This is a genomic window from Bradyrhizobium sp. USDA 4461, assembly GCF_054055655.1.
The window spans coordinates 3,723,141-3,749,166 of record NZ_JBSRXM010000001.1 but is presented as its reverse complement, the minus strand read 5'-3'; the positions used below and the strand labels follow the sequence as shown (position 1 = coordinate 3,749,166).

The window sequence follows — 26,026 nt, the reverse complement described above, 5'->3', positions numbered from 1 at the left end:
TTGCGAACGCGCGGCATATAAAGAGCGGCATGCGCGCCTGTCAAGCAAACCCAAGCGTGACTGCAACTTATTGCAGACAGGGGCTATTTCGGCCGGACCGTCGGGTCGCCGCCGGGGCTGCCGGGCGGTGGAATCACCGGCGTGTTGCCGCCCTCTGGGGTCGGCGCACGCATATCGGGATCGACGCCGGCCGGCGGGCATAACACCCCGTCCGATTTGGCGAGCTTATCACCCAGCGGCTGGCTGGCCTGCCCGGTGGTGGTTCCCTCGGGAGCCGCAGCCCCCGGACGCGACGGCTGCTGTGGCGCGCAATTCTGATTCTGGGCGGCGCGCTGCGGTGCCGGCGGCGCGGTCTGCGCCGGCGGCGTTGCGGGTGTCGGCGGCGCCTGCGCCGCGGCAACAACCGGCGCCAGCATCAGCACACAGGACAATGCGAGTGTTCGGTCGAATCTCATGACGAGAAAACCGGGACGAGGCGCCGATGTTCCCTGTCAAAATCGCCGCAGCCTCACGATTTGCGGAAGCGGATCAGCGAGAAGTGCCCCATCGGCGGCATCGGCCTGCGTTCCGCGAGGCTGACGCCGCCATGCTTCGCGGCCCAATTGGTCAGCCGCTCCCACGGAAATTCCGGACGCCAGCCGAGCCGCCGCGCCAGCGGCGCGAAGGCGAGCTCGAAAATGCGGCGCGGGCCGCTTTCGGCGCCGATGTGATTGACCAGGATCAACTCGCCGCCCGGCTTCAGCACGCGAATGAAATCGTCGAGCGTCGCTTCGGGATCGGGCACCGCGGTGATGACATATTGCGCGACCACCGCGTCGAAGAACGAATCCGGGAATGCGAGGTTCTTGGCGTCCATCACCGCCAGCGTCTCGACATTGCCGAGGCCCAGCGCGCGCACGCGCTTGAGCGCCCGCCGCAACATCGGCTCGGAAATATCGACGCCGTAGAGTTTCGTGCTGCGCGAGTAATCCGACAGCGACAGACCGGTGCCGACGCCGACGTCGAGCACGCGTCCGCCGATCCGATCGGCTTCCGCGATCGTCGACTGACGGCCCTGATCGAATACCTTGCCGAACACGAGATCGTAGATCGGTGCCCAGCGGCCATACGCCTTTTCGACCCCGTCGCGGTCGATGTCCCCAGCCATTCCCCTGCCCCGAATTCAGCTTTGTTTGCGCATGACCGCTTCGGAAAACCGGTTCTTACTTTTCCGGATCATGCGCTATCCGCGAACCGCTTCCGCAAGCGGCGCCATCGCATCCTGCGCTGCAGCGCGCGCGACGCGGCTCGCACTCGCACTCCTGATGAAGCCGCCGCCGAGCACGCGCGCCTGCCCCGACGGCGCGTCGTAAAACACGCAGGCCTGGCCGGGCGACACGCCCTCCTCGCCGGCGACGAGCTCGACCTCATAACCGCCATTGGCGGCGCGCAGCCATGCCGGCTGCGGCGCACGCGTCGAGCGCACGCGGACATGGATCTCGATGCCCTCGCCGATCACGCGATCCAGCGCGCCGTCGCCGATCCAGTTGACGTCGCGCAGCGCGATGCGATCCATCCGCAGCGCCTCGCGCGGTCCGACCACGACCTGGCGCGTCGCCGCATCGAGCTTGACCACATAGAGCGGGTGGCCGGATGCGATGCCGAGGCCCTTGCGCTGGCCGACGGTGAAATGAACGATGCCCTGGTGCTGGCCGACGACATTGCCGGCGAGATCGACGATATCACCCGGCGCGATCGCATTCGGCTTCAGCCGTCCGATGATGTCGGTGTAGCGGCCGGTCGGCACGAAGCAGATGTCCTGGCTGTCCTGCTTGTCGGCAACCTCGAGCTCGAAGCGCCGCGCCAGCTCGCGGGTCTGCGGCTTGGTCATGTCGCCGAGCGGGAAGCGCAGGAAGTCGAGTTGCTCGCGCGTGGTGGCGAACAGGAAATAGCTCTGGTCGCGATCGGCATCCGCCGCGCAGACCAGCGAGCGCGATCCGTCGGCCAGCCGGCGCGAGGCGACATAGTGGCCGGTGGCGAGCGCCTGCGCGCCGAGCTCGCGCGCGGTCGCCAGCAGATCGCGGAACTTGACCGAACGGTTGCACTCGATGCACGGCACCGGCGTCTCGCCGAGCGCGTAGCTGTCGGCGAAATTGTCGATCACCGACTGCTTGAAGCGGCTTTCATAGTCGAGCACGTAATGCGGAATGCCGATCCGCTCGGCGACATTGCGGGCATCGTGGATGTCGCGGCCGGCGCAGCACGCGCCCTTGCGATGGGTCGCAGCGCCGTGGTCGTAGAGTTGCAGCGTGATCCCGACCACGTCATAGCCCTGCGACTTCAACAGCGCAGCCGTCACCGACGAGTCGACGCCGCCGGACATCGCGACGACGATCCGTGTGTCTTCAGGGCGGCCTTCAAGATCCAGACTGTTGAGCATCTCTAAGCGGTCATTGGTCACTGTCGCGGCGACGTCATACGCTCCGCGACGGAATTGGAAAAATCCTTTGTCCAGAGAGCCTTAGAACGTGTCCAAGACCGGGTCGGTCGGTTCGGGACGCGTCGGCGGCCACTCTTAATATAGGCCGTATTCCGACGAGGCAATCCGGCCGACGCCGTGCCTTGCCGCGCGCGGACGGCAAATCTTGCCGCCGGGCAAAAAGGAGACCCGCCGGGAACCCGCTTCAGGGCTCCGAGGCTACTCATAACCAGCTGAAATAACTCACCATTTATTGCACCCGCGGGTTGGCCCGCTCCTTGCTGACATAACGCCGGAAGTCTCATTTGCGAGGGTTGGCAGTGGTCAGCGTGACGTCGGAAGCATTGGCAAGCCGGTCTTTTCAGGCCACGCGGTCGGCGCGGCCCGATGCCGCCCCGCAGGCGGGGAACGACGGCTTTGCCGCGCTGGTCGACAGCAGCTCTGCGTCGGCGAGCGACAGCAGCCGCTACGACTCGCCGCCGGCGCCGGCGCGCCGTTCCGACGATTCGTCCTCGACCACCGACACCCGCTCTCGCGACGACAGCACGGCGCCCGACCGGACGTCGCGGGATGACAAGACCGTCGTCGACGACAGCGACACCGGCACGCCGCGCAAGACCAAGTCGAAATCGAAAGCGGACGGCTCGAGTTCGAGTACCGATGCGCCATCCACTGGTGACAAGTCCGCCGCGACACAAGCGACCCCGGCGCAGGATCCGGCCGGTGCGGCAGCCGCCGGCGCCTTGATTGCTCCGGTCGCCGCGGCGGCGACTGCCGCTGCAACAACGGCCACCACGCCATCCGACCAGCCCACCGCACCGCTCGCGATTGCAGCAGCGGCCATCGCGGCAAGCTCCGCCATCGCCGGCACCGGGGCCGCGACCGGCACCGGCGTGCCGGCCGCCGCGGACCCCGCCATAGCGGCAACCGGCACCGCGAATGCCGACAAGGTCGCCAAGGCGGCCGGCGTCAAGACCGAGGCTCAGATCGTCACCCCCGATGCGGCCACGGTTTCCGGCGCAGCAACTGCGACCGGCGATGCGACGCTCGCCGCCACCGTTGCCGCCGGAACGCCGGCCGCGAAAGCACCGACACAGACCAAGGCACAGGTCGCCGCGAAAGACGCAACCGCCGCAGCGCCCGCCGACCCCGATGGCGCGGCCCCGAGCAGCAGCACCACCGCGCCGGCCAATCCGACGACGGTCGTTCCCGCGGTCGCGCAGGCGGCTGCGGTCTCCGGCAAGGCCAAGGCCGCCGCGGACGGTGCCGCCGATGCCATCAAGGCCGATGCGAGCAGCGGCGACGGTGCCACGCCGACGCTGGCGGTCGGCGGCCACGCAGCGGCGCAGGCCCAGGTCACGACACCAGATCCGAGCGCGCAGGCCGCGAATACATTCCAGGCGCAACTGGCGAGCAGCCAGACGACACCGTCTGCGACCGCGCAATTGACCGTGACCAACGCCGCGCAGAACGCCGCCGTGCCGCTCAGCGGCCTTGCGATGCAGATCGCGGCCTCCGCCAAGAGCGGCAAGAGCCGCTTCGAGATCCGGCTCGACCCTGCCGAGCTCGGCCGCATCGATGTCCGCATCGATGTCGACCGTAACGGCCAGGTGACCTCGCATCTCACCGTCGAACGCCCGGAGACGCTGTCGATGCTGCGCCAGGACGCCAACCAGCTGCAGCGCGCGCTCGACAACGCCGGCCTGTCGACCGGCAACGGCGGATTGCAGTTCAGCCTGCGCGATCAGTCGCAGTCGGGCCAGAACAACAATAGCCAGTCGAATCCGAACGCCCACCATTTGATCGTCGCCGAGGAGGACAGCGTTCCTGCCGCGGCGGCCGGCCGCTCCTACGGCCGCGCAACCGGCGCCCTCGGCGGCGTCGATATCAGAGTGTAAGGAGTTCACCATGGCAGTCGATGCAACCATGCCAACGCCGGTCGTCTCGGCACCCGCCACCAACAATGGAACGAGTTCCGGAAGCAGCAGCAGCAGCAGCGGCCTGACCACGTCGTCGCAGGGCATCGCCGACAATTTCCAGACCTTCCTGACGCTGCTGACCACGCAGTTGCAGAACCAGAATCCGCTCGACCCGCTCGACACCAATCAGTTCACCCAGCAGCTCGTGCAGTTCGCCGGCGTCGAGCAGCAGCTGAAGTCCAACGACCAGCTGAAGCAGTTGATCGCGATCGAGAAGAGCGCGCAGTCCACCCAGGCGCTGGTCTATGTCGGCAACACGGTCGCGGTCGACGGCAGCAAGACGCAGTTCGACAAATCCGCGACCTGGAATCTGGTGTCCCCGCAGGCCACCAGCGCCACCATCACGATCACGAGCTCGACCGGCCAGACCGCCTACTCCGGCAATTTCAACCTGAAGCAGGGCAACGCCAGCTTCGTCTGGGACGGCAAGGGCAATGACGGCACGCAATGGCCGGCCGGCACCTACACGCTGACCGCCACCGGCAAGGATTCCAAGGGCAACGACCTCGCGATCTCGACCGAGATCCAGGGCATGGTCGACTCCGTCGACCTCACCGCCTCCCCTCCGCTGCTCTCGATCGGCGGCCAGACCTACACCACCGACAAAATCAAGCGCGTGGTGCGCGGCGCGACTGGTGGCAGCAGCTAGTTCGAGACTTGGCTGGATTCTGCCGACACGGTTCTGAACTTCGCAGAAGATGCAGAGGCCCTTTGAGGGTCGCCGGTGCGCGTCGCACACGTCTGTCGTCCCCGCGGCAGGCAGGGACCCATGCGCCGGGGCTTGTGTCGTGAACGAGACTCGTCGTTCCAGCATCGCACAACAATCTGCATTTGTGGTTATGATTCCCTGTGTTCGCCGGGACGACGATGCTGATGGTTCTCGCGCGGTAGAGCTCAACCCGTCATCGCCGCTCAAAGGCTTCGCCTTTGCGCGGGGATGACGGGGATAGGTTTGCGCACGCATCCGCACTCTCGCGACATCATCTGTCCGAAGTTTTGCATTTCGTTTCGCCGCTCTGGAGGCAGAGGGCGCAGGGAAAGCCGGGTGCCGATCGCACCCATGGGTCCCGCGTAATGAAAAACGCGGGAGGTAGGACCACAGGTGTAACCGGAAACATCCCGGCTTTCCCTGCGCGATGGTTTTACGGCTTATACGTGCTCGCCCCGGTGAGACTGGGCTTGTTTGTCACCGTCGCTGCGAAACGCTTTCGCATCTCGCGGGAGACACCTGCCGCTAGGGCGTCAGGTCTGCACGACTTCGCCGTCCGCCGCATGTGCACGTCGTCAGTGCGCAAGCAGCGTCCACCGCATCTCACCGCAACACTCCTGACGATGCGCAGCGCCCCTCGATCGGGTGAGACCGGCGAACCATACACTGAGTTGTCGTTACGATAAACCGAAATATTTCACTTCGGAGAGCTTGCGCCGTCGGGCAACTCAGGATTATATTCCGCAGTTTTGCGATGGCAGCGGTCTCGCGCGCCGGTGCAACGTCCCACCCACGGCAGACACGATCAGAAGTAAATGCGGAACGTCAGCTATCTGTAAGCTAGCCGACGCTATCGTGATTTCCCGCGCCTGACCGGCCCGTAAACCTGCGCAGCGACCCGAACCGCCCGCCTTCGACCACCCGGGAAAGAGTTAGCTCGTGAATCCGATACGCCCTCCATCGCCCGACAGCGCCCAGAACGCACCCCGGCAGGCGATCGCCCTTCCTCCCCAACTCGCCGAGACGATGGCCGAGAACGCGCGGCTCAAGACCATCGCCATCACCGTCATGCTGGAGATTGCGGCGCTCCGCGAGCGACTGCCGGCGGCCGAAGAGTAGTCGCCGACAGCCCTCGCGCGACCGCGACGCGCTCCGATCTTCTGGATCGGCGGGGGCATTGTGCCTGGCTGCAATCGCAATCTGCCTTTGGTCCGATGGCCTGTCCTGGCGGCCGACGCCGAGCCCGCAATGAGGCATTGGTTGAAACGGCGCCAATTGCTCGAATGGCTTTTGGCGCACAACTGATAGTCAGCTCCTTTCCAATCTCCAACACTCCCCTCGCGAACGGCGCGACGGCTGCTCCACGGCAAGCCGGCACCCTCAACCAAAGAGTGAATCCAGCACTCACCGCAGTTGGCAAGGTATGCCGGGTGGGTTGTAATCGGAGACCACGAGATTTGTCAGCAGCTGGGAGACTGCCGATGCGGCCGCCTGTCACACTCAAGTACCGAGCTTTTCTGTCCTACGCACGCGCGGACACCAGCTGGGCGACGTGGTTGCATCGGCGGTTGGAAGGATACCGGATCGACCCGAATCTCGTTGACGGAGAGACAGACATTGGTCGGGATCCGCAAACGTTGCGACCCATCTTCCGCGACCGCGAGGATTTTGCCGCGGGACGCGGGCTGACGGAGGCCACGATCGCTGCCGTCGACCAAGCGGCGGCAATGATTGTGGTGTGCTCAGCTGTCGCGGCGGGCCGCCCCGCGGTCAATGAGGAGGTGCGGCTGTTTCGATCGCGTCATCCGAAACGGCCTTTGATCCCCGTGATCGTCGACGGGACCTTTCCGGACAATTTTCCGCCTGCGTTGAGGTTCGAGCTTGGAGACGACGGCAGTGTCACTGAGCGCCCCATCACCATCCTTGGGCCAGATCTGCGTGAGACCGGCGACGGGCGCGAACTCGGGTTGGCCAAGGTGATCGCAGGCCTGACGGGGCTCGATACCGACGTCGTCTTCCGCCGTGCAGAGCGCGCCAGGCGCCGCAGGCGCAAGTACGTTGCCACCGCCTCGGCGGTAGTCCTTGGCGTGGTGACTTCACTTGGCTTCTGGTCGGAACTACAACGTCGTCGCTTCGTGGATTTTTTCGAGCTAGCCAGTACATTCCAGTCATTCGAGATTCCCGATGCAACCGCAGACGTTGCTGCTCGCAAACCGGGTTGGGGCTCTCCACGTGAACTCGCACGAGAGACCTTGGACGCGGCGCGGCAGATCGCTTCGACTCCATGGAGCCGAAGGAGAATTCTTTGGTTTGATGATAAGCCGCAGCTGAGTCGGGCTGCGAAAGATGAGTTTCGTCGGAGGATGCAGGGGGTTGGCATCACAATCCGGGAAATGGACGACATTGAACTTGCAAAGAAGAGTCTAATCGATCGTTACGATGCGATTATTGCAGACTACGGGAATCCGAAGGATCGATTCGCCTATCAACTCCTGGCCGAGGTCAGCCAGCGGGGACTGAGCACCCCGCTAGTCGTCTATGCAATGGCTGAAGAGTCCGCTTATGCCAAAGAGGCGATATGCTATGGCGCTGTAGCGAGGGTGACTGAAATTGATGCTCTCTTTGCAGCCGTGCTACGAGGCATGGAACGCGCTCCCGTTACACGTATCTCGAGTGAGCAGCTGCAGAAATGCATCGATGAAAAGGTCAAACCTTTCGATACGCCCGATTGGCGCCAATGGCTTCTTGAAACGAAATCCGGGCAGACGCCGACAACGCCAAAGTTGAACTGGGATTGAAAGGCGGCCTCCGCGGAGTATCGCCGCTACCCGGCTGTTGCGTCATTTCGAGCGGCGGCCGTGGGCCAAAGTACGCTGGCCGGCGCCACTCACTCCGCCTGTCCCGCGGCAGCGAAGATCAGCCGCGCGATCGGTTCGGGCTGCGAGATCAGCGCGAGGTGGCTCGCCTTCACCTCGATCGTGGTGGCACCCATCCGCTTCGCCATGAAGCGTTCGAGATCCGGATTGATGGTACGGTCTTCGGCCGAGACGGCGTAGTAGCTCGGCTTGCTGCGCCAGGCCGCGTGGCTGGTCCTGCCGGTGAGCAGCTGCTTGTGGAACGGCTGCTGCACGGCATAGAGCACCTTTGCTTTTGCTTCCGGCAGGTCGCCGGCGAAATCGCGCAGGAAAGCCGCTTCGCTCAACCGGCCCTCGTCGCCATCGAACACGATGCCGGCGCTCGCCGGCGGCGTCGGATAGGTTTTTGCAAGCGCAGTGTAATCCTCATCCGCATCGGGCGCGCGCGCCGCGACATAGACCAGCGTCGACACATTCGGATGCACGCCGGCCTCGGTGACGATCATGCCGGAGAAGGAGTGGCCGACCAGCACGGTCGGACCGTCCTGGCGATCGAGCACGCGCTGCGCCGATGCGACCGCCTCCGGCAGCGTGGTCAGCGGATTTTGCACCGACGTCACGTTGAGCCCGGCCTTCTGCAGGCGCGGAATGACTTCGGACCAGCACGAGCCGTCGGCGAACAGGCCATGCACCAAAACGACGTTGCGCGCCTTCACTGGCGGCGTGGTTGCGGCCATGCCGCGCGAGGACACCAATGAGGCTGCCGCGCCAGCAAGCAAGGCAGCCGAGAAAGTGCGTCTGTTCATGATCATGACAAGGGCTCGGGTGGACGGATGGTTGGAATGCGCCCACCTGCGGTGAGCGGACAAGTTCTCCTACGCACGCCAGGGCACGAGGTTACGCGCGGCGCCGATGTGACGATCAAGGATCAGTGAACGGGATGCGGACGCGACTTTTCGACAGGCAGCGTGGCGTGGCGCAGAGATTGCGAGAGCAAGTCTCAAATCGATCATCTCGCCCGGGGCTTACCCCTCTCCCTAACCCTCCCCCGCAAGCGCAAGAAATGTGAGGGGCGCGCTGGCGGATGGGTTCCCTCCCCCCTTGCGGGGGAGGGCTAGGGAGAGGGGTACCGCTTGCTCAGGAGCCCGACGTAAGGAGCACAGCCAGGATGTGGCTGCCCGATCCGCCCCCCTGTTCCCGGCCATTCCAACGAGATTCGTATTGAACGCTTGGGCTTAGGCAAATTTTAAACCGGTGGGCGTAGGTTACCACTTGCGAGTTCAGTGGTTGAGAGTTTGTGAGTACGCCATGACAGAACCCCATCGCCCGAGGGTGAAATACGTCATCGGGCCTGACGGCAGCCCGTTAACGATTGCGGATTTGCCGGCCCCCGGTACCAAACGGTGGGTCATCCGCCGCAAGGCCGAAGTCGTCGCTGCGGTCCGCGGCGGCCTGCTCTCCCTTGAGGAGGCCTGCAGCCGCTACACATTGACCGTCGATGAATTTCTTTCCTGGCAGTTCTCGATCGACCAGCATGGTCTGGCCGGGCTGCGCACCACCCGCATTCAGCAATATCGGCAGTAAGTCCCCGCCGATCCTGTGGCATTTGACGAAAACCGGCCTCGCTTTGCGAAGCCGGTTTTTTTCATGTCCGCGTTTTTGCCGCGGTCCTTAACCTTCGTTAACCATATGGAAACCATACCCTAGGCAATATTTGCCCAGTCGGACCCGCGTGGGCCGAATCCCTGGGGGCCGTTGGTGCAAAGTCTGGTTGCTTTCCTGAGAGGTCTTGGTGCGGCCCGCCTCGCGGCCATGGTTGCGGTCACCGCGGCCCTGATCGGTTTCTTCGCGTTCGTCATCATGCGCGTCACCACGCCGCAGATGACCACCCTCTTCACCGACCTGTCGACCGAAGATTCCTCCGCCATTATCAAGGAGCTGGAGCGCCAGGCGATCCCGTTCGAGCTGCGCAATGACGGCGCCGCGATCATGGTGCCGAAGGACAAGGTGACGCGGCTGCGGATGAAGCTCGCCGAGGGCGGCATGCCGAAGGGCGGCGGCGTCGGCTACGAGATCTTCGACAAATCGGACGCCTTGGGCACCACGAGCTTCGTCCAGAACATCAATCATCTGCGGGCATTGGAAGGCGAGCTCGCCCGCACCATCCGTGCCATCGACCGCGTGCAGGCCGCGCGCGTCCACCTGGTGCTGCCGGAAAAGCCGCTGTTCTCGCGCGAGACGCCGGAGCCGTCGGCCTCGATCGTGCTCAGGGTGCGCGGCGCGCTGGAGCCGCAGCAGATCCGCGCCATCCGCCACGTCGTCGCCTCCGCGGTCAACGGGCTGAAGCCGCAGCGGGTCTCGATCGTCGACGAAGCCGGCCAGCTCTTGGCCGACGGCGCCCAGTCCGACGCCGACGCCGCGGTCGGCGACGAGCGCCGCGCCGCGTTCGAGAAGCGGATGCGCAAGCAGGTCGAGGACATCGTCTCCTCGGTGGTCGGCGCCGGGCGCGCCCGCGTGCAGCTCTCCGCCGACTTCGACTACAACAAGATCACCCAGACCTCGGACAAGTTCGATCCCGAGGGCCGGGTGCTGCGCTCGACCCAGACCCGCGAGGAATCGAGCCTCACCGCCGACAATTCCGGCCAGGTCACCGTCGCCAACGAGCTGCCGGGCAACCAGAACCAGGACAACGCCGCCCGCGCCCGCGACCAGAGCAAGAAGAGCGAGGAAACCAACAATTACGAGATTTCCCGCACCACCAAGACCGAGGTGACCGAGGCCGGCCGCGTCAACCGCATCTCGGTCGCGGTCCTGGTCGACGGCGCCTATTCCAAGAACGAAAAAGGCGAGATGGTCTACCAGGACCGCAGCAAGGAGCAGCTCGACCGTATCGCCGCTTTGGTCCGCTCCGCGATCGGCTTCGACCAGAAGCGCGGCGACCAGGTCGAGGTCGTCAACCTGCGCTTCGCCGAGCCGCCGGCCGCCCAGCCGATCGCCGAACCCACCGGCCTGCTCGGCATGCTGCAATTCACCAAGGATGACGTGATGTACGTCATCGAGCTCGGCGTTATGATGATGCTGGGCCTGGTCGTGCTGTTCATGGTGGTCCGCCCGCTGGTCAAGCGCATCGTGGCGGCCGACGCCATTCCGTCGCTGGCAGGCAGCGGCCTGCCGGCACTCGCCGAAGCCCATGCCGAGAGCGCCGGCGCGACAGGCCAGGCGCTGATCCCGAGCGGCAGCGGCGCGGCGCAATTGATCGACGTCGCCCAGATCCAGGGCCAGGTCCACGCCCAGGCCGTGCACCGGGTCGGCGAGCTCGCCGAGCGCAATCCGAACGAAACCGTCTCCATCGTCCGTCAATGGCTGAGCGAGCCGGTAGAGAACTGACATGGCCGCCGTACCCCAGACCACCAACGCCAACGACATCGCCACCGTCCTCTCGACGCTGGCGAACCGGCAGAGCGCGCGGCCCAAGGGCAAGCCGCTGCCCGGCCCGAAGCGCGCCGCGATCCTGATGCTCGCGCTCGGCGAGCAGTATGGCGGCAAGATCTGGTCGATGCTCGACGACGAGGAGGTCCGCGAGCTGTCGGTCCACATGTCGACGCTCGGCACCGTCGAGGCCGACGTGGTCGAGGATTTGATGCTGGAATTCGTCTCGCGGATGTCGGCATCGGGCGCGCTGATGGGCAATTTCGACGCCACCGAGCGGCTGCTGCAGCAATACCTGCCGGCCGAGCGCGTCTCCGGCATCATGGACGAGATCCGCGGCCCCGCCGGCCGCAACATGTGGGAGAAGCTCTCCAACGTGCAGGAAGAGGTGCTCGCCAACTACCTCAAGAACGAGTACCCGCAGACCATCGCCGTGGTGCTGTCGAAGCTCAAGCCGGAGCACGCCGCCCGCGTGCTCGCCATCCTGCCCGAGGACATCGCGCTCGACGTGGTCGGCCGCATGCTGCGGATGGAGGCGGTGCAGAAGGAAGTCATCGAGCGCGTCGAGCAGACGCTGCGCACCGAGTTCATGTCGAACCTGTCGCAGACCCGGCGCCGCGACGCCCATGAGGTGATGGCCGAGATCTTCAACAATTTCGACCGCCAGACCGAGACCCGCTTCATCACCTCGCTGGAAGAAGAGAACCGCGAATCCGCCGAGCGCATCAAGGCGCTGATGTTCACCTTCGACGACCTGATCAAGCTCGATTCCGCCTCGGCCCAGACGCTGATGCGCAATATCGACAAGGACAAGCTCGGCGTCGCGCTGAAGAGCGCCAATGAGGAGGTGCGCAGCTTCTTCCTCGGCAACATGTCCTCGCGCGCCGGCAAGATGCTGATGGACGACATGGCCGCGATGGGCCCGGTCAGGCTGCGCGACGTCGACGAGGCGCAGGCGCTGCTCGTCAACCTCGCCAAGGACCTCGCCGCCCGCGGCGAGATCACGCTGACCAAGAACCGCGCCGACGACGAGCTGGTGTACTGATGGCCGCACCTGCGAAATTCCTGTTCGACACCGACTTCTCGGCTCCCGACCGGGCCCGCGAGCGCGCGCCGACCCCGGCCGAAGTCGCCCAGAAGGTCGCCGACGCCGAGGCGCGGGCCTACCGCGCCGGCTACGAGGCCGCGCTGCGCGAGGCCAAGGTCGAGAGCGACCGCCGCATGGCGCAGGCGCTGGAGGAGATCGGCGCCGCGATCAAGGGCATCGCCGCGCGCTTTGCCGGCATCGAGACCCGGATGGAGACCGAGGCCGTCGACGTCGCGGTCGCGGTCGCCCGCAAGCTCTGCAATGAACTGGTGGCGCGCGAGCCGCTCGGCGAGATCACCGCGCTGGTCTCCGACTGCTTCTCGCATCTGGTCGCAACCCCGCATCTCGTGGTCCGCATCAACGACGCGCTCTACGAGGCGGCGCATCACAACATCGAGCAGATGGCGGCGCATTCCGGTTTCCAGGGCCGGCTGGTGATCCTGGCCGAGCCGACGATCGCGACCGGCGACTGCCGGATCGAATGGGCCGACGGCGGCGTGGTGCTGGAGCGCGCTGCGATCGAAGGCAAGATCAACGAACTCGTCGGGCGCTATCTGGCGTCCCGCGGCCAGACCGGCTGAAGGGCATTGAGGGCTGAACCATGAGCGACACCGACACCCAAGTCCCGCTTCCCGATCTCAACGCCGCCGACGCGCCCGGGATCGACGACATCGGCTACAACGAGGACGAAAATGCCGCGCGCATCGCGGCCGACCTCGAGGCCGTGTTCGACGTGCCGGTGCAGGTCTCGGCGGTGCTCGGCCGCTCCAAGATGGACGTCGGCGACCTGCTGAAGCTCGGGCCGGGCACCGTGCTCGAACTCGACCGCCGGGTCGGCGAGGCGATCGACATCTACGTCAACAACCGCCTGGTGGCGCGTGGCGAAGTGGTGCTGGTGGAAGACAAGCTCGGCGTGACCATGACCGAAATCATCAAGGCAGAACGCTCTTAAACGAATGCAACGGTAGCGCGCGGAACCTGCGCGACCAGACCAACAGGAGATCATCATGCGGCTTCTCATCGTAGGCACCCTGAAGGGCCAGCTCACGACCGCGACCAAGATCGCGATGGACAACGGCGCCTCGGTGACCCACGCCGAGGCCGCCGAACAGGCGATGAACGTCCTGCGAGGCGGCAAGGGCGCCGACCTGCTGCTGGTCGATGTCGGCCTCGACATCCGCGACCTGGTGATGCGGCTCGAGGCCGAGCACATCCACGTTCCGATCGTCGCCTGCGGCATCTCCAACGACGCCCGCGCCGCGGTCGCCGCGATCCATGCCGGCGCCAAGGAATACATCCCGCTGCCGCCCGACCCCGAGTTGATCGCAGCGGTGCTCGCCGCGGTCGCCAACGACGCCCGCGACCTGATCTGGCGCGACGAGGCGATGGGCCGGGTGATCAAGCTGGCGCAGCAGATCGCGGGCTCCGACGCCTCGGTCATGATCACCGGCGAGTCCGGCACCGGCAAGGAAGTGCTGGCGCGCTATGTCCATTCCCGCTCGGCCCGCGCCAAACGGCCGTTCATCTCGATCAATTGCGCGGCGATCCCGGAGCACCTCCTGGAATCCGAACTGTTCGGCCATGAGAAGGGCGCCTTCACCGGCGCCGTGGCGCGCCGCATCGGCAAGTTCGAGGAAGCCACCGGCGGCACGCTGCTGCTCGACGAAATCTCCGAAATGGACGTGCGGCTCCAATCCAAGCTGCTGCGCGCGATCCAGGAGCGGGTGATCGACCGCGTCGGCGGCACCAGGCCGGTCCCGGTCGACATCCGCATCATCGCGACCTCGAATCGCAATCTGTCGGAGGCGGTGCGCGAGGGCACCTTCCGCGAGGACCTGCTGTTCCGCCTCAACGTCGTCAATCTGAAGATTCCGCCGCTGCGCGACCGTCCGGCCGACATCCTCGAGCTGGCGCAGCACTTCGCCAAGAAATATGCCGAGGCCAACGGCCTGCCGGTCCGTCCGATCTCGACCGAGGCCCGCCGCGTCCTGACCGCGAACCGCTGGCAGGGCAACGTCCGCGAGCTCGAGAACACCATCCATCGCTCGGTCCTGATGGCGCAGGGCGACGAGATCGGCCCCGACGCGATCCTCACCCCCGACGGCGATCGCCTCGACCTTGCCAAGACCGCGCCCGCGGTGGCGCATGCGACGCTGGCCGCCGAGCAGGTCACCCGCGCGCTGGTCGGCCGCACCGTCGCCGATGTCGAGCGCGACCTGATCCTGGAAACGCTGAAGCACTGCCTCGGCAACCGCACTCATGCCGCCAACATCCTCGGCATCTCGATCCGCACGCTGCGCAACAAGCTGAACGAGTATGCCGACGGCGGCATCCCGATCACCCCGGCGGGCAACGGCGCGCCCGACTATCAGCGCATGGCGAACGCCGGCTGAGCAACGGAAGGCGGCGGAGCGATCCCGCCGCCTGCCCCAGGTCACGAATAGTTCGGCGCGTCGGGCTTGCGAAAGATCCGGATCGGATCGCCCGGCGTGATGTCGCGGCCGGTGAACGTCACATAGGCATACAGCGCGAGATAGGCGACGGCCATCGCACCGACGAGATAGAACAGCCAGGTTCCCACGCGCTTCATCGAACCGTCATGCCTCCGAAATCTCGCGCGCTAGAGCATGATCCGGAAAAGTGGAAACCGGAATTCCGAAAAGATCGTGCTCAAACAATGAGATGAGAATCATGATGCGATTCCGTGGAAACGCATCATGATCCGATCTGCTGATCAAGGAAGCGCCCCGGCCAACATGCCGCGCCAAGCGCTTTGGCCGTTCCTCCCTTGAATCTTGGGAACAGTTGCCGTATTCAATCTCCTATTGCGCTTTTATATTTTGACAACTGGAGAGTGATATGGCCCTTTACGCGCAGACCAGCGGCACCCTGTCCACCAACTCCGGCACTTTCACGCCGATACAAGGCCTCAGCCTGACGATCCCGGAGGGCGTCGGCACCACCGCGATCGTTACGCTCAACGTTCCGAATCCCTACGCCACCGGCACCGATATCCCGGGCGGCATGTTCGGCGTCACCATCAATGGCAAGGTCTCGCCTGTCGTCGCGAGCTTCACCTATAACGAAACCCCGTCGAGCTTTGGCCGCATCCCGACCACGCTCGTGGTCGGGATTGCGCTGGGCAATACGGCTCAGACCATCCAGGCCGTATGGGGTGGCGTTCGCGGCAGCACTGTGATCATCGACAGCCCGGCGTCACTGAGCGCAGTCTTCTAAAAGCCGATCCGGACACGCAACGCGGGCTAGCGCACGCCGCGGGCATGGACGTGACGCGACGGCAGGCTGACCTCGGCCAGCCTGGCTGCGTCTTCGTCATGGTCGATCGCGACGTATTCGCCGTGCCAGTAGGCCAATGCGGCGGTGCGCTCTGACGCGATCACGTCGAGCACGCGGCCGATGACGATCGCGTGCGAATGCCGCTCGATGATCTCCTCGACCTCGCAGTCGATCGCGGCCAGCGCCCCGACCAGCAGCGGCACGCCCGATGCGCGCGTCGTCCATTCGGCGCCGGTGAACCGCTCCGCGCCCTTCAGGCCGCCTTTGCCGGTGAAGCGCTCGGCGATCTCGAGCTGGTCCGCGGTCAGGATGTTGACGCCGAACGCGCCATGGCGCGCGATCAGGGGCCATGACGAGGCGGCGCGGTTGATGCTGACGATCAGCGACGGCGGCTCGACCGATAGCGACGACACCGAGGTCACCGTCATTCCCGAAATCTCCTTGCCCCGCCCGGCCGTGATGACGCTGACGCCGCCGGTGAGGTGGCGCATCGCGCCGCGGAAGTCGGCGGCCGCCACCGCTGATACGATCGAAGCATTGCGGACGAGGGAATTCATCGCGACCTCACAGGTTATCTTCGCTGCCTTCGAGCAGATGCTTCAAAATCTCTCCTTCCAGCGCGGCGAGTTCGGCCGAGCCGCGCCGGCGCGGCCGCGGCAGGTCGATCGTGACGTCCTGCGCGATGCGGCCATCCTCGATCACCAGCACGCGGTCGGCGAGCGCAACCGCCTCGGCGACGTCATGGGTCACCAGGATCGCGGTGAAGCCCTGGTCGCGCCAGACCCGCTCCAGCAATTGCTGCATCGAGATCCGCGTCAAAGCATCAAGTGCGCCGAGCGGCTCGTCGAACGCCAGCACGCGCGGCTGGCTGACCAGCGCCCGCGCCAGCGCCACGCGCTGCTTCTGGCCGCCCGACAGCACCGACGGCCACTGGGTGCGCTTGTCGCCAAGGCCGACCTCGACCAGCGCACGCTCGGCGCGCGCCTGCGCATCGGCTGAGGAGCGCTCGCGCCCCAGACCCACCTCGACATTGGACAGCACCCGCGCCCAGGGCAGCAGGCGCGGCTCCTGGAACATGACGCGGACATCCTGCGCCCGCGGCTCCTCGCCGAACGCAATGCTCCCCGCCGTCGGCGCGTCGAGCCCGGCGACCAGGCGCAGCAGCGTGCTCTTGCCGCAGCCGCTGCGGCCGACGATCGCGACGAACTGGCCGGAGGGAATATGCAGGTCGATGCCGCGCAGCACCTCATTGTCGCCGAACGATTTGCGCAAGCCGCGAATGGTCAGCGACAGGCCGCGGGCCGCGCTGTCCGATCCTCGCCGCAACTGCCGCGCCTGCACGACGATGTCGGCGCGCTCGACCGGCTCGGCACCGGCGGACTGGAAACGAAGCGCTTCTTGCATGCTCATTCTCACTTCTTCTGGAAAGCTGGGTGCCACGACAGGGTCAGCCGCTCCAGCGCCCGCGAGGCGCTGTCGGCGAGCTTGCCGAGCAAGGCGTAGATCAGGATCGAGAGCACGACGACGTCGATCAGCATGAACTCGCGCGCCTGCATCGCCATGTAGCCGAGGCCCGACGAGGCCGCGATGGTCTCGGCGACGATCAAGGTCAGCCACATGATGCCGAGCGCAAAGCGCAGGCCGACGAAGATCGAGGGCAGCGCGCCCGGGAAGATCACCCGGCGGAACAGCTCGCCGTCGGTCATGCCGTAGATGCGGCCCATCTCGATCAGCTGCGGATCGACCGTGCGGATGCCATGCAGCGTGTTGAGATAGATCGGGAAGAACACGCCGAGCGCCACGAGAAAGAGCTTCGCCGTTTCGTCGATGCCGAACCACAGGATGACGAGCGGAATCAGCGCCAGATGCGGAATGTTGCGCACCATCTGCAGCGTGGTGTCGGTGAGCTTGGCCGACAGCTGCGACAGGCCGTTGGCCAACCCGAACACGAAGCCGATGCCGCCGCCGATCACAAAGCCGATCGAGGCGCGCCAGAAGCTGACCCAGATGTTGCGGATCAGCTCACCTGACAGCAACAGCTTCCAGCCGGCGAGTGCGACGTCGGTCGGCGCCGGCAGCACACGCGACGGCACGTAGTCGGTGACGCAGGCGAGCTGCCAGATCAGCACGATCGCCAGCGGCACGATCCAGGGGATCAGGCCGTCGACCTTGGGCAATTTGGGTGCGCCGACGCGCGGGAGTGAATCGATCAAGCTCATGATTGCGATGCCTGTTTCTGCGGCCGATATTCATTGCCGATGGTCTCGCCGAACGGCCCGGTGTTGACCCGGATCGGCGTCACATTGTTGCCGTGCCCGAGCGACAGCAGCGGGAACACCAATTCGGCGAAGCGATAGGCTTCCTCGAGATGCGGGTAGCCCGACATGATGAAAGTATCGACGCCGATGTCCTGATACTCCTTGATCCGTGCCGCGACGGTCTCGGGATCGCCGACCAGCGCGGTGCCGGCGCCGCCGCGCACCAGACCGACGCCGGCCCACAGGTTCGGGCTGATCTCGAGCTGGTCGCGCCGGCCGCCATGCAGCTGCGCCATGCGCTGCTGGCCGACCGAGTCCATCCGCGAAAAGATCTTCTGCGCGGCGGCGACGGTGTCGTCGGTGACGTACTGGATCAGCTCGTCGGCCGCTTTCCAGGCCTCGGCATTGGTCTCGCGCACGATCACATGCAGACGGATGCCGAACGACAACTTGCGGCCGCGCTGCGCGGCCACGGCTTTCACCTTGGCGATCTTCTCGGCGACCTGCGCCGGCGGCTCGCCCCAGGTCAGGTATTTGTCGACGGTATCGACTGCGACGTCGATGCCGGCGTCCGACGAGCCGCCGAAGTACAGCGGCGGCCGCGGCGTTTGCACCGGATTGAACAGTAGGCGGCCGTCCTCGATCCTGATGTGCTTGCCTTCGACATTGACCGTCTTGCCGGCGAGCAGATCGCTGTAGACGTTGAGGAACTCGCGGGTCACCGCGTAGCGCTCGTCATGATCGAGGAAGATGCCGTCGCCCTTGTTCTCGACCGGATCGCCGCCGGTGACGACGTTGATCAAAAGACGGCCGTTCGACAGCCGGTCGAGCGTCGCGGTCATGCGGGCGGCGACGCTTGGCGATTGCAGACCGGGCCGCACCGCCACGAGATAGCGCAGGCGCTCGGTCCAGGGCGCGACGGCGGAGGCTACCACCCAGGAGTCCTCGCAGCTGCGGCCGGTCGGCAGCAGCACGCCGTAATAGCCGAGCTGGTCGGCGGCCTGCGCGATCTGACGCAGATAGTTGAAGTTCACCTCGCGGCCGCCGATCGACGTGCCGAGATAGCGGCTGTCGCCGTGGGTCGGCAGGAACCAGAGGATGTTGGCGTTGGTTGCGGTGCTCACGTGCCCGGCCTCCATGCGACGTCGGAAATCTTGATTTGTTTGGGGATCAGGCCGAGCGCGAAGAACGTGTCGGCGACCTGTTGCTGATCGGCGACCACGCTGTCGGTGACCGGCTTGATGCCGTAGGCCTGCCGCTTCAAAGCGACCTCGACCACCGGCACCGACAGGCCGATGCTGGGCGCGAGCTGCTCGGCAACGGCGTGGATGTCGCCCTTGGCCCAGTCGTCGACCTCGCTGAGTTGCGCCAGCACCAGCTCGACGATCTTCGGATCGGCCTGCAGGAACTTCTTCGAGGCGAAATAGAACTGATAGTTGGCGACGACACCGGTGCCGTCGGCGACGGTGCGCGCGCCGGTCGCAGCCTCGGCCGCGGCCTGGAACGGATCCCAGATCACCCAGGCATCGACCGCGCCGCGCTCGAACGCCGCGCGTGCGTCGGCGGGCGCCAGGAACACCGGCTCGATCTCGGAATATTTGACGCCGGCCTTCTCCAGCGCCTTCACCAGCAGATAGTGGACGTTGGAGCCCTTGTTCAGCGCGATCTTCTTGCCCCTGAGGTCGGTGACCGACTTGATCGGGCTGTCCTTCGGCACCAGGATCGCCTCGCCTTTCGGCGCCGGCGGCTCATAGGCGACATATTGCAGCGGCGCGCCGGCAGCCTGCGCGAAGATCGGCGGCGCTTCGCCGGTGTTGCCGAAATCGATCGCGCCGACATTGAGCGCTTCAAGCAGCGGCGGCCCGGACGGAAACTCGGTCCAGACCACGGAGTAACCGACCGATTTCAGCTTCTGCTCGAGCGAGCCCTTGCTCTTGAGCAGCACCAGCTTGCCATATTTCTGGAAACCGATGCGGACCACCTTGTCCTGGCCATAGGTGGCGCCGACGCTCGCAGCGACGATGCTGACCGACAGCACCGCGCGGGCGACCCAGCGTCGAAACAAACGCGTCATGGGAATATCCTCTGCATTGAATGGACCAAGGAACTGAGCAAGGAATTGAGCAAGGCGCGCGATCAGGTCTGGGTGTTGCGCCAGACGATGTCGCGGATCGCGATCTGCTTCGGAATCAGGCCCAGCTTGAAGAAGCGGTCGGCGACGCCCTGTTGGGTCGCGACGATATCGTCGGTGATGGGCCCGACCGAGAAGCCCGCCCGCCGCGCCGCGATGGTCTGGATATCGAGCGGCACGCCGGTGACGGCGGCGAGCGATTGCGCGACCTCGTCGGGATGCGCCTCGGCCCATGCCGCCGTCGACGTCGTGACGTCGACGATCTGCTGCAACAGCGCGCCGTGCTTGTTCGCGAAGTCGCGGTTGGCGATATAGAACGAGTTGGTCTTGGTGATGTCGCGGGTCCTCACCAGAATGCGGCCGTTCTGCCTGGTCTCGGCGATCGCGAAATACGGATCCCAGATCGCCCAGGCATCGATGCCGCCATTGGCAAAGGCCGGCCCCGCATCCGGCGGCGTCAGATAGACCGGGGTGATGTCATCGTAAGTGAGCCCCGCCTTCTCCAAGGTCTGGATCACGACGTTATGGGCGCTGGATCCCTTGGTGAAGCCGACACGCTTGCCCTTGAGACCGGCGATATCCTTAATTGCCGAATTTTGCGGCACCAGGATGCCTGAGCCGTTGATGATCGGCTGCGCGGCGGCATAGACGATGGCCGCACTGGCGGCCTGCGCGAAGATCGGCGGGGAATCGCCAACCGCGCCGTAATCGACGCTGCCGACATTCATCGCTTCCATCATCGGCGGGCCCGAGGAGAACTCGACCCATTTCACGCTGACGCCCTGCGGCTTGAAATGTTTTTCCAAGGCTTCGCGCTGGCGCGTGATGACCAGCACGCCGTTCTTCTGGTAGCCGATACGAATTTCCTTCGCGTCGGCCTGTGCCTGCGCGCCTCGTGACAGCGCAGCGGCGGCGGCTGTGACCAGCGACAGTTGAAGGAACTCACGACGCTTCATTCCAAGACTCTCCTGACGATCAAGCGCGCATTCGCGCTGCACGATCATGCGAAGTCAGGATGATGGGGCGCGCGAATGAAGCTGTCGAGCACCGCACAAAAATAGCGATGCCTGCACTTCGATGCAGGCATCGCGCGTGTCGTTTCTTTTAAGGCGCAGAGCGCATGTAGCGAATTATTTTCCTCACGGAAACGCGAGGTCGCTGCACATCAATTGATCCGCCGGCAGCGGCGGCTTTTGGACCGACATTGACGGCGAGTTTACCGTAACGGTCGGTGAACGCCTGGGTGTCGATCTCCTCGAGCTGGATCGAGCCGTCGAGCACACCCTTCTTCCAGGCATCGTGCTCGGGATCGTGCTGGAACTCCGGCATCACTTCCTTGCCGAACAGCTCGAGCGACTCGCAGATGTGCTCATGCGTGTTCTTGCCGGCCTGGTTGAGCAGGATCACCTGGTCGATATGCGACGCGCGGAAGCGGCGCAGCTTCTTACGCAAGGTCTCCGGCGAGCCGATCAGGCCGCCGCGCAGCGCGGCCTCCTGCGCCTCCGGATTGTCGCGCTTCCACTTGTTGTACTCGTCCCACATGTTGACGGTGCCGGGCGCCGGCCGCTGCCGGTTCTGCGCCTGACCGTAATAGCGCAGCGCGAACTGGAAGAAGGTCGCACCGTCGGCACGCTTGCGTGCTTCCTCGTCGGTCTTCGCGCACATAAAGAACGAGACCAGTGCCATGTTCGGATTGATCTCGTAGTCGGCGAGCTTCTTCAGCCGCTTGGTGATCGCGTTGTAATAGGCGTGCACCCAGGCATGCGCCGCCTCGGCGCTGACGAACTGGAAGCCGAGCGCGCCGAATCCGTTCTGCCCGGCGCGTTCGATGGTCGGCAATTGCGAGCAGGCCATCCAGAGTGGCGGATGCGGCTTCTGCACCGGCTTGGGCACCACATTGCGCAAGGGGATGTCGAAATACTTGCCGTGATGCTCGGTGCCGATCTTGATGAACATCGGGAAGATCGCTGCGACAGCCTCCTCGAACACCTCGCGCTTGGTCTCCATGTCGCGGCCGAATGGCGTCAGCTCGGTGATCGAGGCGCTCTCGCCCATGCCGAACTCGCAGCGGCCGTTGCTGAGCAGATCGAGCACCGCGACCCGCTCGGCGACGCGCGCGGGATGATTTGTCGTGAGCTGGAAGATGCCGTGGCCGAGCCGGATGTTCTTGGTGCGCTGGCTGGCAGCGGCGAGGAAGGATTCCGGCGCCGGCGAGTGCGAATATTCCTCGAGGAAATGATGCTCCACGACCCAGGCGTAGTCGTAAGCCAGCCGGTCGGCGGTCTCCAATTGGGTCAGCGCGTTCTGGTAGAGCCTGAGCTCGTCGCCATCGTTCCAGGGACGCGGCAGTTGCAGCTCGTAGAAGATGCCGAATTTCATGGCGTCACTCCCAAGGTCCGTCCCCGACCGTTTGTTGTTTTCGGCAGTCTAGTGTCGCGGCGACCCAAGTCTAGCCTCGGGGACGAAACCCCAATTCCGCGCAGCGGAAGCACGCTTGATTGGAACGCGCGAATGGTTAGCTTGTACTGGCCTGAGTCGCGGCGTTATTGATTGCGCGCTCATCCCTCCGAAAGCTCATGACCACCTTTACGCCGCACCAGGATTCCGCGCTGAAAGCGGTCGCCGATTGGCTGAAAGCCAAGCCCGGCAAGAACGGCACGCCGCCGGTGTTTCGCCTGTTCGGCTATGCCGGAACCGGCAAGACCACCCTCGCCCAGCACATCGCCGAAGGCGTCGACGGCGAGGTGAAGTTCGCGGCCTTCACCGGCAAGGCGGCGCTGGTCATGCGCAACAAGGGCTGCGACGGCGCCTCGACGATCCACTCGCTGATCTACCGCGCCCGCGAATCCGGCGTCGAGCAGCCGAGCTTCGAGCTCTGGGACGATGCGCCGGCGTCGAAGGCCAAGCTGATCGTGATCGACGAATGCTCGATGGTCGACGCCGAACTCGGCCGCGACCTGATGTCGTTCGACTGCCCGCTGCTGGTGCTGGGCGATCCCGCACAGCTGCCGCCGATCCAGGGCGGCGGCTTCTTCACCGACGCCGAGCCGGATGCGATGCTGACCGAGGTGCACCGCCAGGCGCAGGACGATCCGATCGTGCGGATGTCGATGGATATCCGCGAGGGCCGCGAGCTCGAAATCGGCCGCCATGGCGAGAGCGAAGTGGTGTCGCGCAAGGAGCTCGACCCGGATCGCGTGATGAGCGCCGACCAGGTGCTGGTCGGCCGCAACAACACCCGCCGCGCCTACAACATGCGGGTGCGGCAGCGGCTGAACCTCGAGGATCCCCTCCCCGTCGCCGGCGACAAGCTGGTCTGCTTGCGCAACAACCGCAAGAAGGGCCTATTCAACGGCGGGCTGTGGCGGGTCAAGGCGCGCGCGCAGTCGAAATCCAGGATCATCACCATGCGCGTGATGCCGGACGAGGATTTCGGCCACAAGGTCACCAAGGTCTCGGTGCGCGGCGAATGCTTCGACGGCGGCGTCGAGGGCGTGCCGTGGGAGCAGCGTAAGCCGTATGACGAGTTCGACTACGGCTATGTGCTGACCGTGCACAAGTCGCAGGGCTCGCAATGGGACGACGTCGTGCTGTTCGACGAAAGCTTTGCGTTCCAGGATTCGCGCGCAAGGTGGCTGTACACGGGGATCACGCGGGCGGCGAAGCGGCTCAGCGTGGTGGTGTGAAAGTGCGACGCACTTTATAGACCCGTCATCCTGAGGAGCCGCGGAGCGGCGTCTCGAAGGATGCGCGGCCCGGCTGGGTGGCCGTCGATCCTTCGAGACGGCCGCTTTGCGGCCTCCTCAGGATGACGGGAGCACGTCACCTACCCCCCGTTGAACCACCACCATTTCCCTCACGAAACCGTGTGGCCGATCCCGTAACAAATCGCCCCCTCGCCCGTATTTTGAGACGTCGGAGCAGCCCGGCCTGATTTGCCAATGCCGGCTCCCGCTCTAGACTGGCCCCCAATTGCGATCCCACGAGGAACCCATGTCCAAGAGCTCCCTCAGCCGCCTTTCGCTTTGCGCCGCCGCGATCGGCGCGCTGGCCGTCACAGCTTTTGCCGTCGCGCCCTCGCTTGCTGCCGAGGACGCCGTGATCATCCCGCCGCCGGTCGCGAGCGCGCCGGAAACCGGCATCAAGACCGCGGTGCTCGCCGGCGGCTGCTTCTGGGGTGTGCAGGGCGTGTTCCAGCACACCGCCGGTGTCGTCAGCGCGGTGTCGGGCTACTCCGGCGGCAGCAAAGCCAACGCCGATTATGAGAAGGTCTCGACCGGCACCACCGGCCACGCCGAATCCGTCGAGATCAAGTACGACCCGCAGAAGATCTCCTACGGCAAGATCCTGCAGATCTTCTTCTCGGTGGTGCACGACCCGACCCAGTTGAACCGCCAGGGCCCGGATTCCGGCACGCAGTATCGCTCGGCGATCTTCACCACCAGCGACGAGCAGAAGAAGGTGGCGGACGCCTATATCGCCCAGCTCAACGCCGCCAAGGTCTACAAGAGGCCGATCGTCACCAAGGTCGGCGCGCTGGAGGCGTTCTATCCGGCGGAGGGCTACCACCAGGACTACCTGACGCTGCACCCGAGCCAGCCCTATATTGCGTATAACGACATCCCGAAGGTCGAGAACCTGAAGAAGATCTTCGCGGAGAACTACATCGAGAAGCCGACGCTGGTGGGCAGCAGCAAGGTCACCAACTGAGGCGATAGTCATCGTCATTGCGAGGAGCCAACGGGTCCGGCCTTGGCCGGCCCGATGATAAACTCCGCGAACGAAGCAATCCATCGTGCGTCCCCCACACTGGATTGCTTCGCTTCGCTCGCAATGACGACAAACAGGGAGTTTCCATGTCCGATACCAAAACCGACGGCAAGGTCCGCAAGAGCGAGGCCGAGTGGCGCAAGGAATTGACGCCGATGCAGTATGCCGTGCTGCGCGAGAAGGCGACCGAGCGGCCCTTCACCGGCGAATATGAGCATGATCCGCGCAAGGGCACCTATGTCTGCGCCGGCTGCGGACAGACGCTGTTCGAGTCCGACCAGAAGTTCGATTCCGGCTGCGGCTGGCCGAGCTTCTCCAAGCCCGCGGTCGAGAGCCATGTCGACGAGGAGCGCGACATGAGCCACGGCATGATCCGCACCGAGGTGCTGTGCTCGAAATGCGACGGCCATCTCGGCCACGTCTTCAACGACGGCCCCGGCCCGACCGGCCTGCGCTACTGCATCAATTCGGCGGCGCTGAAGCTCAACGAAGCGAAGTAACCCGCAGCGATCAACGCCCCGCGCGACCAGATCCGGTCCCGCGGGGCTTTGTTTCGGCGGCCGGCGCAACTACATCTTTGAGGATCGGCCGGAGGCCTTAACGACTCGCGGGCCGGAATGTGCTTTGATCCGGAATCGCGGGGCCGTAGGCGTCTCGCCGTGCGGCTGCCGCCTGTTCTGAGGAGGGCGCCATGTCGCTTGGACTGATCCTCATCATCCTGCTGCTGATTATCCTGCTGGGCGGCTATAGCGGCCGGATCCGCGGCTATGGCTATGGCCTCGGCCACTCCGGAATGGGGCTTTTCGGGGTGATTTTGATCGTGGTCGCGATCCTGGCCTGGCTCGACAAGATCTGAGAGCCGTAACGCATTGAAATAGAAGGGCTTATTCGATCGGACCCCGTGCTATGCGCGGATTCAGCATGTGCCCTGTCGAGGGCGCTTCTGGGGTCGCATTTTTGTCAAAGAGGCCTATATTAGGGATCGAAATGACATGTACGGCGCGTCGCCAAGGTTAGGCCGCCGTCCCCCAAATCCCTTACGCCACGCCAACT

Annotated in this window: 27 protein-coding genes; 15 read left to right on the top strand and 12 right to left on the bottom strand. The window is 65.1% G+C overall.

Annotation, left to right across the window (positions count from 1 at the left end; all coding sequences use genetic code 11):
* Nucleotides 1–83 precede the first annotated feature (83 nt).
* The 3 genes from ACVINW_RS17575 to mnmA form a co-directional block, all read right to left on the bottom strand.
* Nucleotides 84–455, bottom strand: a complete 372-nt coding sequence (locus tag ACVINW_RS17575) for a hypothetical protein (RefSeq protein ID WP_456752470.1) — start codon at nucleotides 453–455, stop codon at nucleotides 84–86.
* A gap of 53 nt (nucleotides 456–508) precedes the next feature.
* Nucleotides 509–1,147 carry a class I SAM-dependent methyltransferase gene (locus ACVINW_RS17570; RefSeq protein ID WP_456752469.1) on the bottom strand — a complete coding sequence of 213 codons (639 nt, stop codon included), beginning with the start codon at nucleotides 1,145–1,147 and terminating at the stop codon, nucleotides 509–511.
* Between the two features lie 75 nt (nucleotides 1,148–1,222).
* Complete coding sequence (gene mnmA / locus ACVINW_RS17565; protein WP_456752468.1) at nucleotides 1,223–2,419, bottom strand: tRNA 2-thiouridine(34) synthase MnmA; 1,197 nt, start codon at nucleotides 2,417–2,419, stop codon at nucleotides 1,223–1,225.
* A gap of 359 nt (nucleotides 2,420–2,778) precedes the next feature.
* Between mnmA and ACVINW_RS17560 the strand changes: the two genes are divergently transcribed.
* The 4 genes from ACVINW_RS17560 to ACVINW_RS17545 all read left to right on the top strand — a co-directional run bounded on the left by ACVINW_RS17560 (nucleotide 2,779) and on the right by ACVINW_RS17545 (nucleotide 7,944).
* A complete protein-coding gene (locus tag ACVINW_RS17560; protein WP_456752467.1) occupies nucleotides 2,779–4,356 on the top strand; it encodes a flagellar hook-length control protein FliK in 1,578 nt (525 codons plus the stop codon).
* A 10-nt stretch (nucleotides 4,357–4,366) separates the two neighbouring features.
* On the top strand, nucleotides 4,367–5,086 hold the full coding sequence (locus ACVINW_RS17555) for a flagellar hook assembly protein FlgD (RefSeq protein WP_456752466.1): 720 nt from the start codon (nucleotides 4,367–4,369) through the stop codon (nucleotides 5,084–5,086).
* A gap of 999 nt (nucleotides 5,087–6,085) precedes the next feature.
* Nucleotides 6,086–6,265 (top strand): hypothetical protein, encoded by a 180-nt coding sequence (locus ACVINW_RS17550; protein ID WP_456752465.1) that lies wholly within the window; start codon nucleotides 6,086–6,088, stop codon nucleotides 6,263–6,265.
* 362 nt (nucleotides 6,266–6,627) lie between these two features.
* Nucleotides 6,628–7,944: a TIR domain-containing protein gene (locus tag ACVINW_RS17545; RefSeq protein WP_456752464.1), complete on the top strand. Its 1,317-nt coding sequence runs from the start codon at nucleotides 6,628–6,630 to the stop codon at nucleotides 7,942–7,944.
* Between the two features lie 89 nt (nucleotides 7,945–8,033).
* On the opposite strand, the gene ACVINW_RS17540 is transcribed toward ACVINW_RS17545, so the two are convergent.
* Nucleotides 8,034–8,813 carry an alpha/beta fold hydrolase gene (locus tag ACVINW_RS17540; protein WP_456752463.1) on the bottom strand — a complete coding sequence of 260 codons (780 nt, stop codon included), beginning with the start codon at nucleotides 8,811–8,813 and terminating at the stop codon, nucleotides 8,034–8,036.
* A gap of 496 nt (nucleotides 8,814–9,309) precedes the next feature.
* On the opposite strand from ACVINW_RS17540, the gene sciP reads away from it, so the two are divergent.
* From sciP to flbD, 6 genes are all read left to right on the top strand, one after another.
* On the top strand, nucleotides 9,310–9,585 hold the full coding sequence (sciP, locus tag ACVINW_RS17535; protein WP_002714638.1) for a CtrA inhibitor SciP: 276 nt from the start codon (nucleotides 9,310–9,312) through the stop codon (nucleotides 9,583–9,585).
* A gap of 174 nt (nucleotides 9,586–9,759) precedes the next feature.
* Nucleotides 9,760–11,388, top strand: a complete 1,629-nt coding sequence (gene fliF / locus ACVINW_RS17530) for a flagellar basal-body MS-ring/collar protein FliF (protein ID WP_456752462.1) — start codon at nucleotides 9,760–9,762, stop codon at nucleotides 11,386–11,388.
* Nucleotide 11,389: 1 nt separating this feature from the next.
* Complete coding sequence (gene fliG / locus ACVINW_RS17525; RefSeq protein ID WP_456752461.1) at nucleotides 11,390–12,475, top strand: flagellar motor switch protein FliG; 1,086 nt, start codon at nucleotides 11,390–11,392, stop codon at nucleotides 12,473–12,475.
* Nucleotides 12,475–13,098: a FliH/SctL family protein gene (locus ACVINW_RS17520; protein ID WP_456752460.1), complete on the top strand. Its 624-nt coding sequence runs from the start codon at nucleotides 12,475–12,477 to the stop codon at nucleotides 13,096–13,098. Before fliG ends, ACVINW_RS17520 begins: the two co-directional genes overlap by 1 nt.
* 20 nt (nucleotides 13,099–13,118) lie before the next feature.
* Nucleotides 13,119–13,469 (top strand): flagellar motor switch protein FliN, encoded by a 351-nt coding sequence (fliN, locus tag ACVINW_RS17515; RefSeq protein ID WP_050631817.1) that lies wholly within the window; start codon nucleotides 13,119–13,121, stop codon nucleotides 13,467–13,469.
* A gap of 55 nt (nucleotides 13,470–13,524) precedes the next feature.
* Complete coding sequence (gene flbD, locus ACVINW_RS17510; protein ID WP_456752459.1) at nucleotides 13,525–14,910, top strand: sigma-54-dependent transcriptional regulator FlbD; 1,386 nt, start codon at nucleotides 13,525–13,527, stop codon at nucleotides 14,908–14,910.
* Between the two features lie 41 nt (nucleotides 14,911–14,951).
* On the opposite strand, the gene ACVINW_RS17505 is transcribed toward flbD, so the two are convergent.
* Complete coding sequence (locus ACVINW_RS17505; protein ID WP_456752458.1) at nucleotides 14,952–15,107, bottom strand: hypothetical protein; 156 nt, start codon at nucleotides 15,105–15,107, stop codon at nucleotides 14,952–14,954.
* A gap of 269 nt (nucleotides 15,108–15,376) precedes the next feature.
* Here ACVINW_RS17505 and ACVINW_RS17500 point away from each other — a divergent pair, with 269 nt between their 5' ends.
* Nucleotides 15,377–15,754 carry a hypothetical protein gene (locus tag ACVINW_RS17500; RefSeq protein ID WP_456752457.1) on the top strand — a complete coding sequence of 126 codons (378 nt, stop codon included), beginning with the start codon at nucleotides 15,377–15,379 and terminating at the stop codon, nucleotides 15,752–15,754.
* 26 nt (nucleotides 15,755–15,780) lie between these two features.
* Here the strand turns inward: ACVINW_RS17500 and ACVINW_RS17495 are convergent, their stop codons facing one another.
* From ACVINW_RS17495 to ACVINW_RS17465, 7 genes are all read right to left on the bottom strand, one after another.
* A complete protein-coding gene (locus ACVINW_RS17495) occupies nucleotides 15,781–16,371 on the bottom strand; it encodes a flavin reductase family protein (protein ID WP_456752456.1) in 591 nt (196 codons plus the stop codon).
* A 7-nt stretch (nucleotides 16,372–16,378) separates the two neighbouring features.
* Nucleotides 16,379–17,218 carry an ATP-binding cassette domain-containing protein gene (locus ACVINW_RS17490; RefSeq protein ID WP_456756421.1) on the bottom strand — a complete coding sequence of 280 codons (840 nt, stop codon included), beginning with the start codon at nucleotides 17,216–17,218 and terminating at the stop codon, nucleotides 16,379–16,381.
* Nucleotides 17,219–17,226: 8 nt separating this feature from the next.
* Complete coding sequence (locus ACVINW_RS17485) at nucleotides 17,227–18,033, bottom strand: ABC transporter permease subunit (RefSeq protein WP_456752455.1); 807 nt, start codon at nucleotides 18,031–18,033, stop codon at nucleotides 17,227–17,229.
* On the bottom strand, nucleotides 18,030–19,211 hold the full coding sequence (gene ssuD, locus ACVINW_RS17480) for an FMNH2-dependent alkanesulfonate monooxygenase (RefSeq protein ID WP_456752454.1): 1,182 nt from the start codon (nucleotides 19,209–19,211) through the stop codon (nucleotides 18,030–18,032). The genes ACVINW_RS17485 and ssuD overlap by 4 nt, the downstream gene beginning before the upstream one ends.
* Entirely contained in the window at nucleotides 19,193–20,146 is a 954-nt protein-coding gene (locus tag ACVINW_RS17475) for a sulfonate ABC transporter substrate-binding protein (RefSeq protein ID WP_456752453.1), read from the bottom strand. The genes ssuD and ACVINW_RS17475 overlap by 19 nt, the downstream gene beginning before the upstream one ends.
* A gap of 62 nt (nucleotides 20,147–20,208) precedes the next feature.
* Entirely contained in the window at nucleotides 20,209–21,159 is a 951-nt protein-coding gene (locus ACVINW_RS17470; protein ID WP_456752452.1) for a sulfonate ABC transporter substrate-binding protein, read from the bottom strand.
* A gap of 148 nt (nucleotides 21,160–21,307) precedes the next feature.
* Nucleotides 21,308–22,582: an LLM class flavin-dependent oxidoreductase gene (locus ACVINW_RS17465; RefSeq protein ID WP_456752451.1), complete on the bottom strand. Its 1,275-nt coding sequence runs from the start codon at nucleotides 22,580–22,582 to the stop codon at nucleotides 21,308–21,310.
* 197 nt (nucleotides 22,583–22,779) lie between these two features.
* On the opposite strand from ACVINW_RS17465, the gene ACVINW_RS17460 reads away from it, so the two are divergent.
* The 4 genes from ACVINW_RS17460 (at nucleotide 22,780) to ACVINW_RS17445 (ending at nucleotide 25,829) form a co-directional block, all read left to right on the top strand.
* Nucleotides 22,780–23,889, top strand: coding sequence for an ATP-dependent DNA helicase (locus ACVINW_RS17460; RefSeq protein ID WP_456752450.1), 1,110 nt, complete (start codon nucleotides 22,780–22,782; stop codon nucleotides 23,887–23,889).
* A 307-nt stretch (nucleotides 23,890–24,196) separates the two neighbouring features.
* On the top strand, nucleotides 24,197–24,913 hold the full coding sequence (gene msrA, locus ACVINW_RS17455; RefSeq protein ID WP_456752449.1) for a peptide-methionine (S)-S-oxide reductase MsrA: 717 nt from the start codon (nucleotides 24,197–24,199) through the stop codon (nucleotides 24,911–24,913).
* 146 nt (nucleotides 24,914–25,059) lie between these two features.
* Nucleotides 25,060–25,473 carry a peptide-methionine (R)-S-oxide reductase MsrB gene (gene msrB / locus ACVINW_RS17450; RefSeq protein ID WP_456752448.1) on the top strand — a complete coding sequence of 138 codons (414 nt, stop codon included), beginning with the start codon at nucleotides 25,060–25,062 and terminating at the stop codon, nucleotides 25,471–25,473.
* A gap of 191 nt (nucleotides 25,474–25,664) precedes the next feature.
* Nucleotides 25,665–25,829 (top strand): DUF3309 family protein, encoded by a 165-nt coding sequence (locus ACVINW_RS17445; protein ID WP_016844323.1) that lies wholly within the window; start codon nucleotides 25,665–25,667, stop codon nucleotides 25,827–25,829.
* Nucleotides 25,830–26,026: the final 197 nt, after the last annotated feature.

Coding starts and splice junctions, on each gene's coding strand:
- ACVINW_RS17575 (WP_456752470.1), bottom strand. CDS start 455: ATGAGATTCGACCGAACACTCGCATTGTCCTGTGTGCTGATGCTGGCG.
- ACVINW_RS17570 (WP_456752469.1), bottom strand. CDS start 1,147: ATGGCTGGGGACATCGACCGCGACGGGGTCGAAAAGGCGTATGGCCGC.
- mnmA (WP_456752468.1), bottom strand. CDS start 2,419: ATGCTCAACAGTCTGGATCTTGAAGGCCGCCCTGAAGACACACGGATC.
- ACVINW_RS17555 (WP_456752466.1), top strand. CDS start 4,367: ATGGCAGTCGATGCAACCATGCCAACGCCGGTCGTCTCGGCACCCGCC.
- ACVINW_RS17545 (WP_456752464.1), top strand. CDS start 6,628: ATGCGGCCGCCTGTCACACTCAAGTACCGAGCTTTTCTGTCCTACGCA.
- ACVINW_RS17540 (WP_456752463.1), bottom strand. CDS start 8,813: ATGATCATGAACAGACGCACTTTCTCGGCTGCCTTGCTTGCTGGCGCG.
- sciP (WP_002714638.1), top strand. CDS start 9,310: ATGACAGAACCCCATCGCCCGAGGGTGAAATACGTCATCGGGCCTGAC.
- fliG (WP_456752461.1), top strand. CDS start 11,390: ATGGCCGCCGTACCCCAGACCACCAACGCCAACGACATCGCCACCGTC.
- ACVINW_RS17520 (WP_456752460.1), top strand. CDS start 12,475: ATGGCCGCACCTGCGAAATTCCTGTTCGACACCGACTTCTCGGCTCCC.
- fliN (WP_050631817.1), top strand. CDS start 13,119: ATGAGCGACACCGACACCCAAGTCCCGCTTCCCGATCTCAACGCCGCC.
- flbD (WP_456752459.1), top strand. CDS start 13,525: ATGCGGCTTCTCATCGTAGGCACCCTGAAGGGCCAGCTCACGACCGCG.
- ACVINW_RS17505 (WP_456752458.1), bottom strand. CDS start 15,107: ATGAAGCGCGTGGGAACCTGGCTGTTCTATCTCGTCGGTGCGATGGCC.
- ACVINW_RS17500 (WP_456752457.1), top strand. CDS start 15,377: ATGGCCCTTTACGCGCAGACCAGCGGCACCCTGTCCACCAACTCCGGC.
- ACVINW_RS17495 (WP_456752456.1), bottom strand. CDS start 16,371: ATGAATTCCCTCGTCCGCAATGCTTCGATCGTATCAGCGGTGGCGGCC.
- ACVINW_RS17490 (WP_456756421.1), bottom strand. CDS start 17,218: ATGCAAGAAGCGCTTCGTTTCCAGTCCGCCGGTGCCGAGCCGGTCGAG.
- ACVINW_RS17485 (WP_456752455.1), bottom strand. CDS start 18,033: ATGAGCTTGATCGATTCACTCCCGCGCGTCGGCGCACCCAAATTGCCC.
- ssuD (WP_456752454.1), bottom strand. CDS start 19,211: ATGGAGGCCGGGCACGTGAGCACCGCAACCAACGCCAACATCCTCTGG.
- ACVINW_RS17475 (WP_456752453.1), bottom strand. CDS start 20,146: ATGACGCGTTTGTTTCGACGCTGGGTCGCCCGCGCGGTGCTGTCGGTC.
- ACVINW_RS17470 (WP_456752452.1), bottom strand. CDS start 21,159: ATGAAGCGTCGTGAGTTCCTTCAACTGTCGCTGGTCACAGCCGCCGCC.
- ACVINW_RS17465 (WP_456752451.1), bottom strand. CDS start 22,582: ATGAAATTCGGCATCTTCTACGAGCTGCAACTGCCGCGTCCCTGGAAC.
- ACVINW_RS17460 (WP_456752450.1), top strand. CDS start 22,780: ATGACCACCTTTACGCCGCACCAGGATTCCGCGCTGAAAGCGGTCGCC.
- msrA (WP_456752449.1), top strand. CDS start 24,197: ATGTCCAAGAGCTCCCTCAGCCGCCTTTCGCTTTGCGCCGCCGCGATC.
- msrB (WP_456752448.1), top strand. CDS start 25,060: ATGTCCGATACCAAAACCGACGGCAAGGTCCGCAAGAGCGAGGCCGAG.
- ACVINW_RS17445 (WP_016844323.1), top strand. CDS start 25,665: ATGTCGCTTGGACTGATCCTCATCATCCTGCTGCTGATTATCCTGCTG.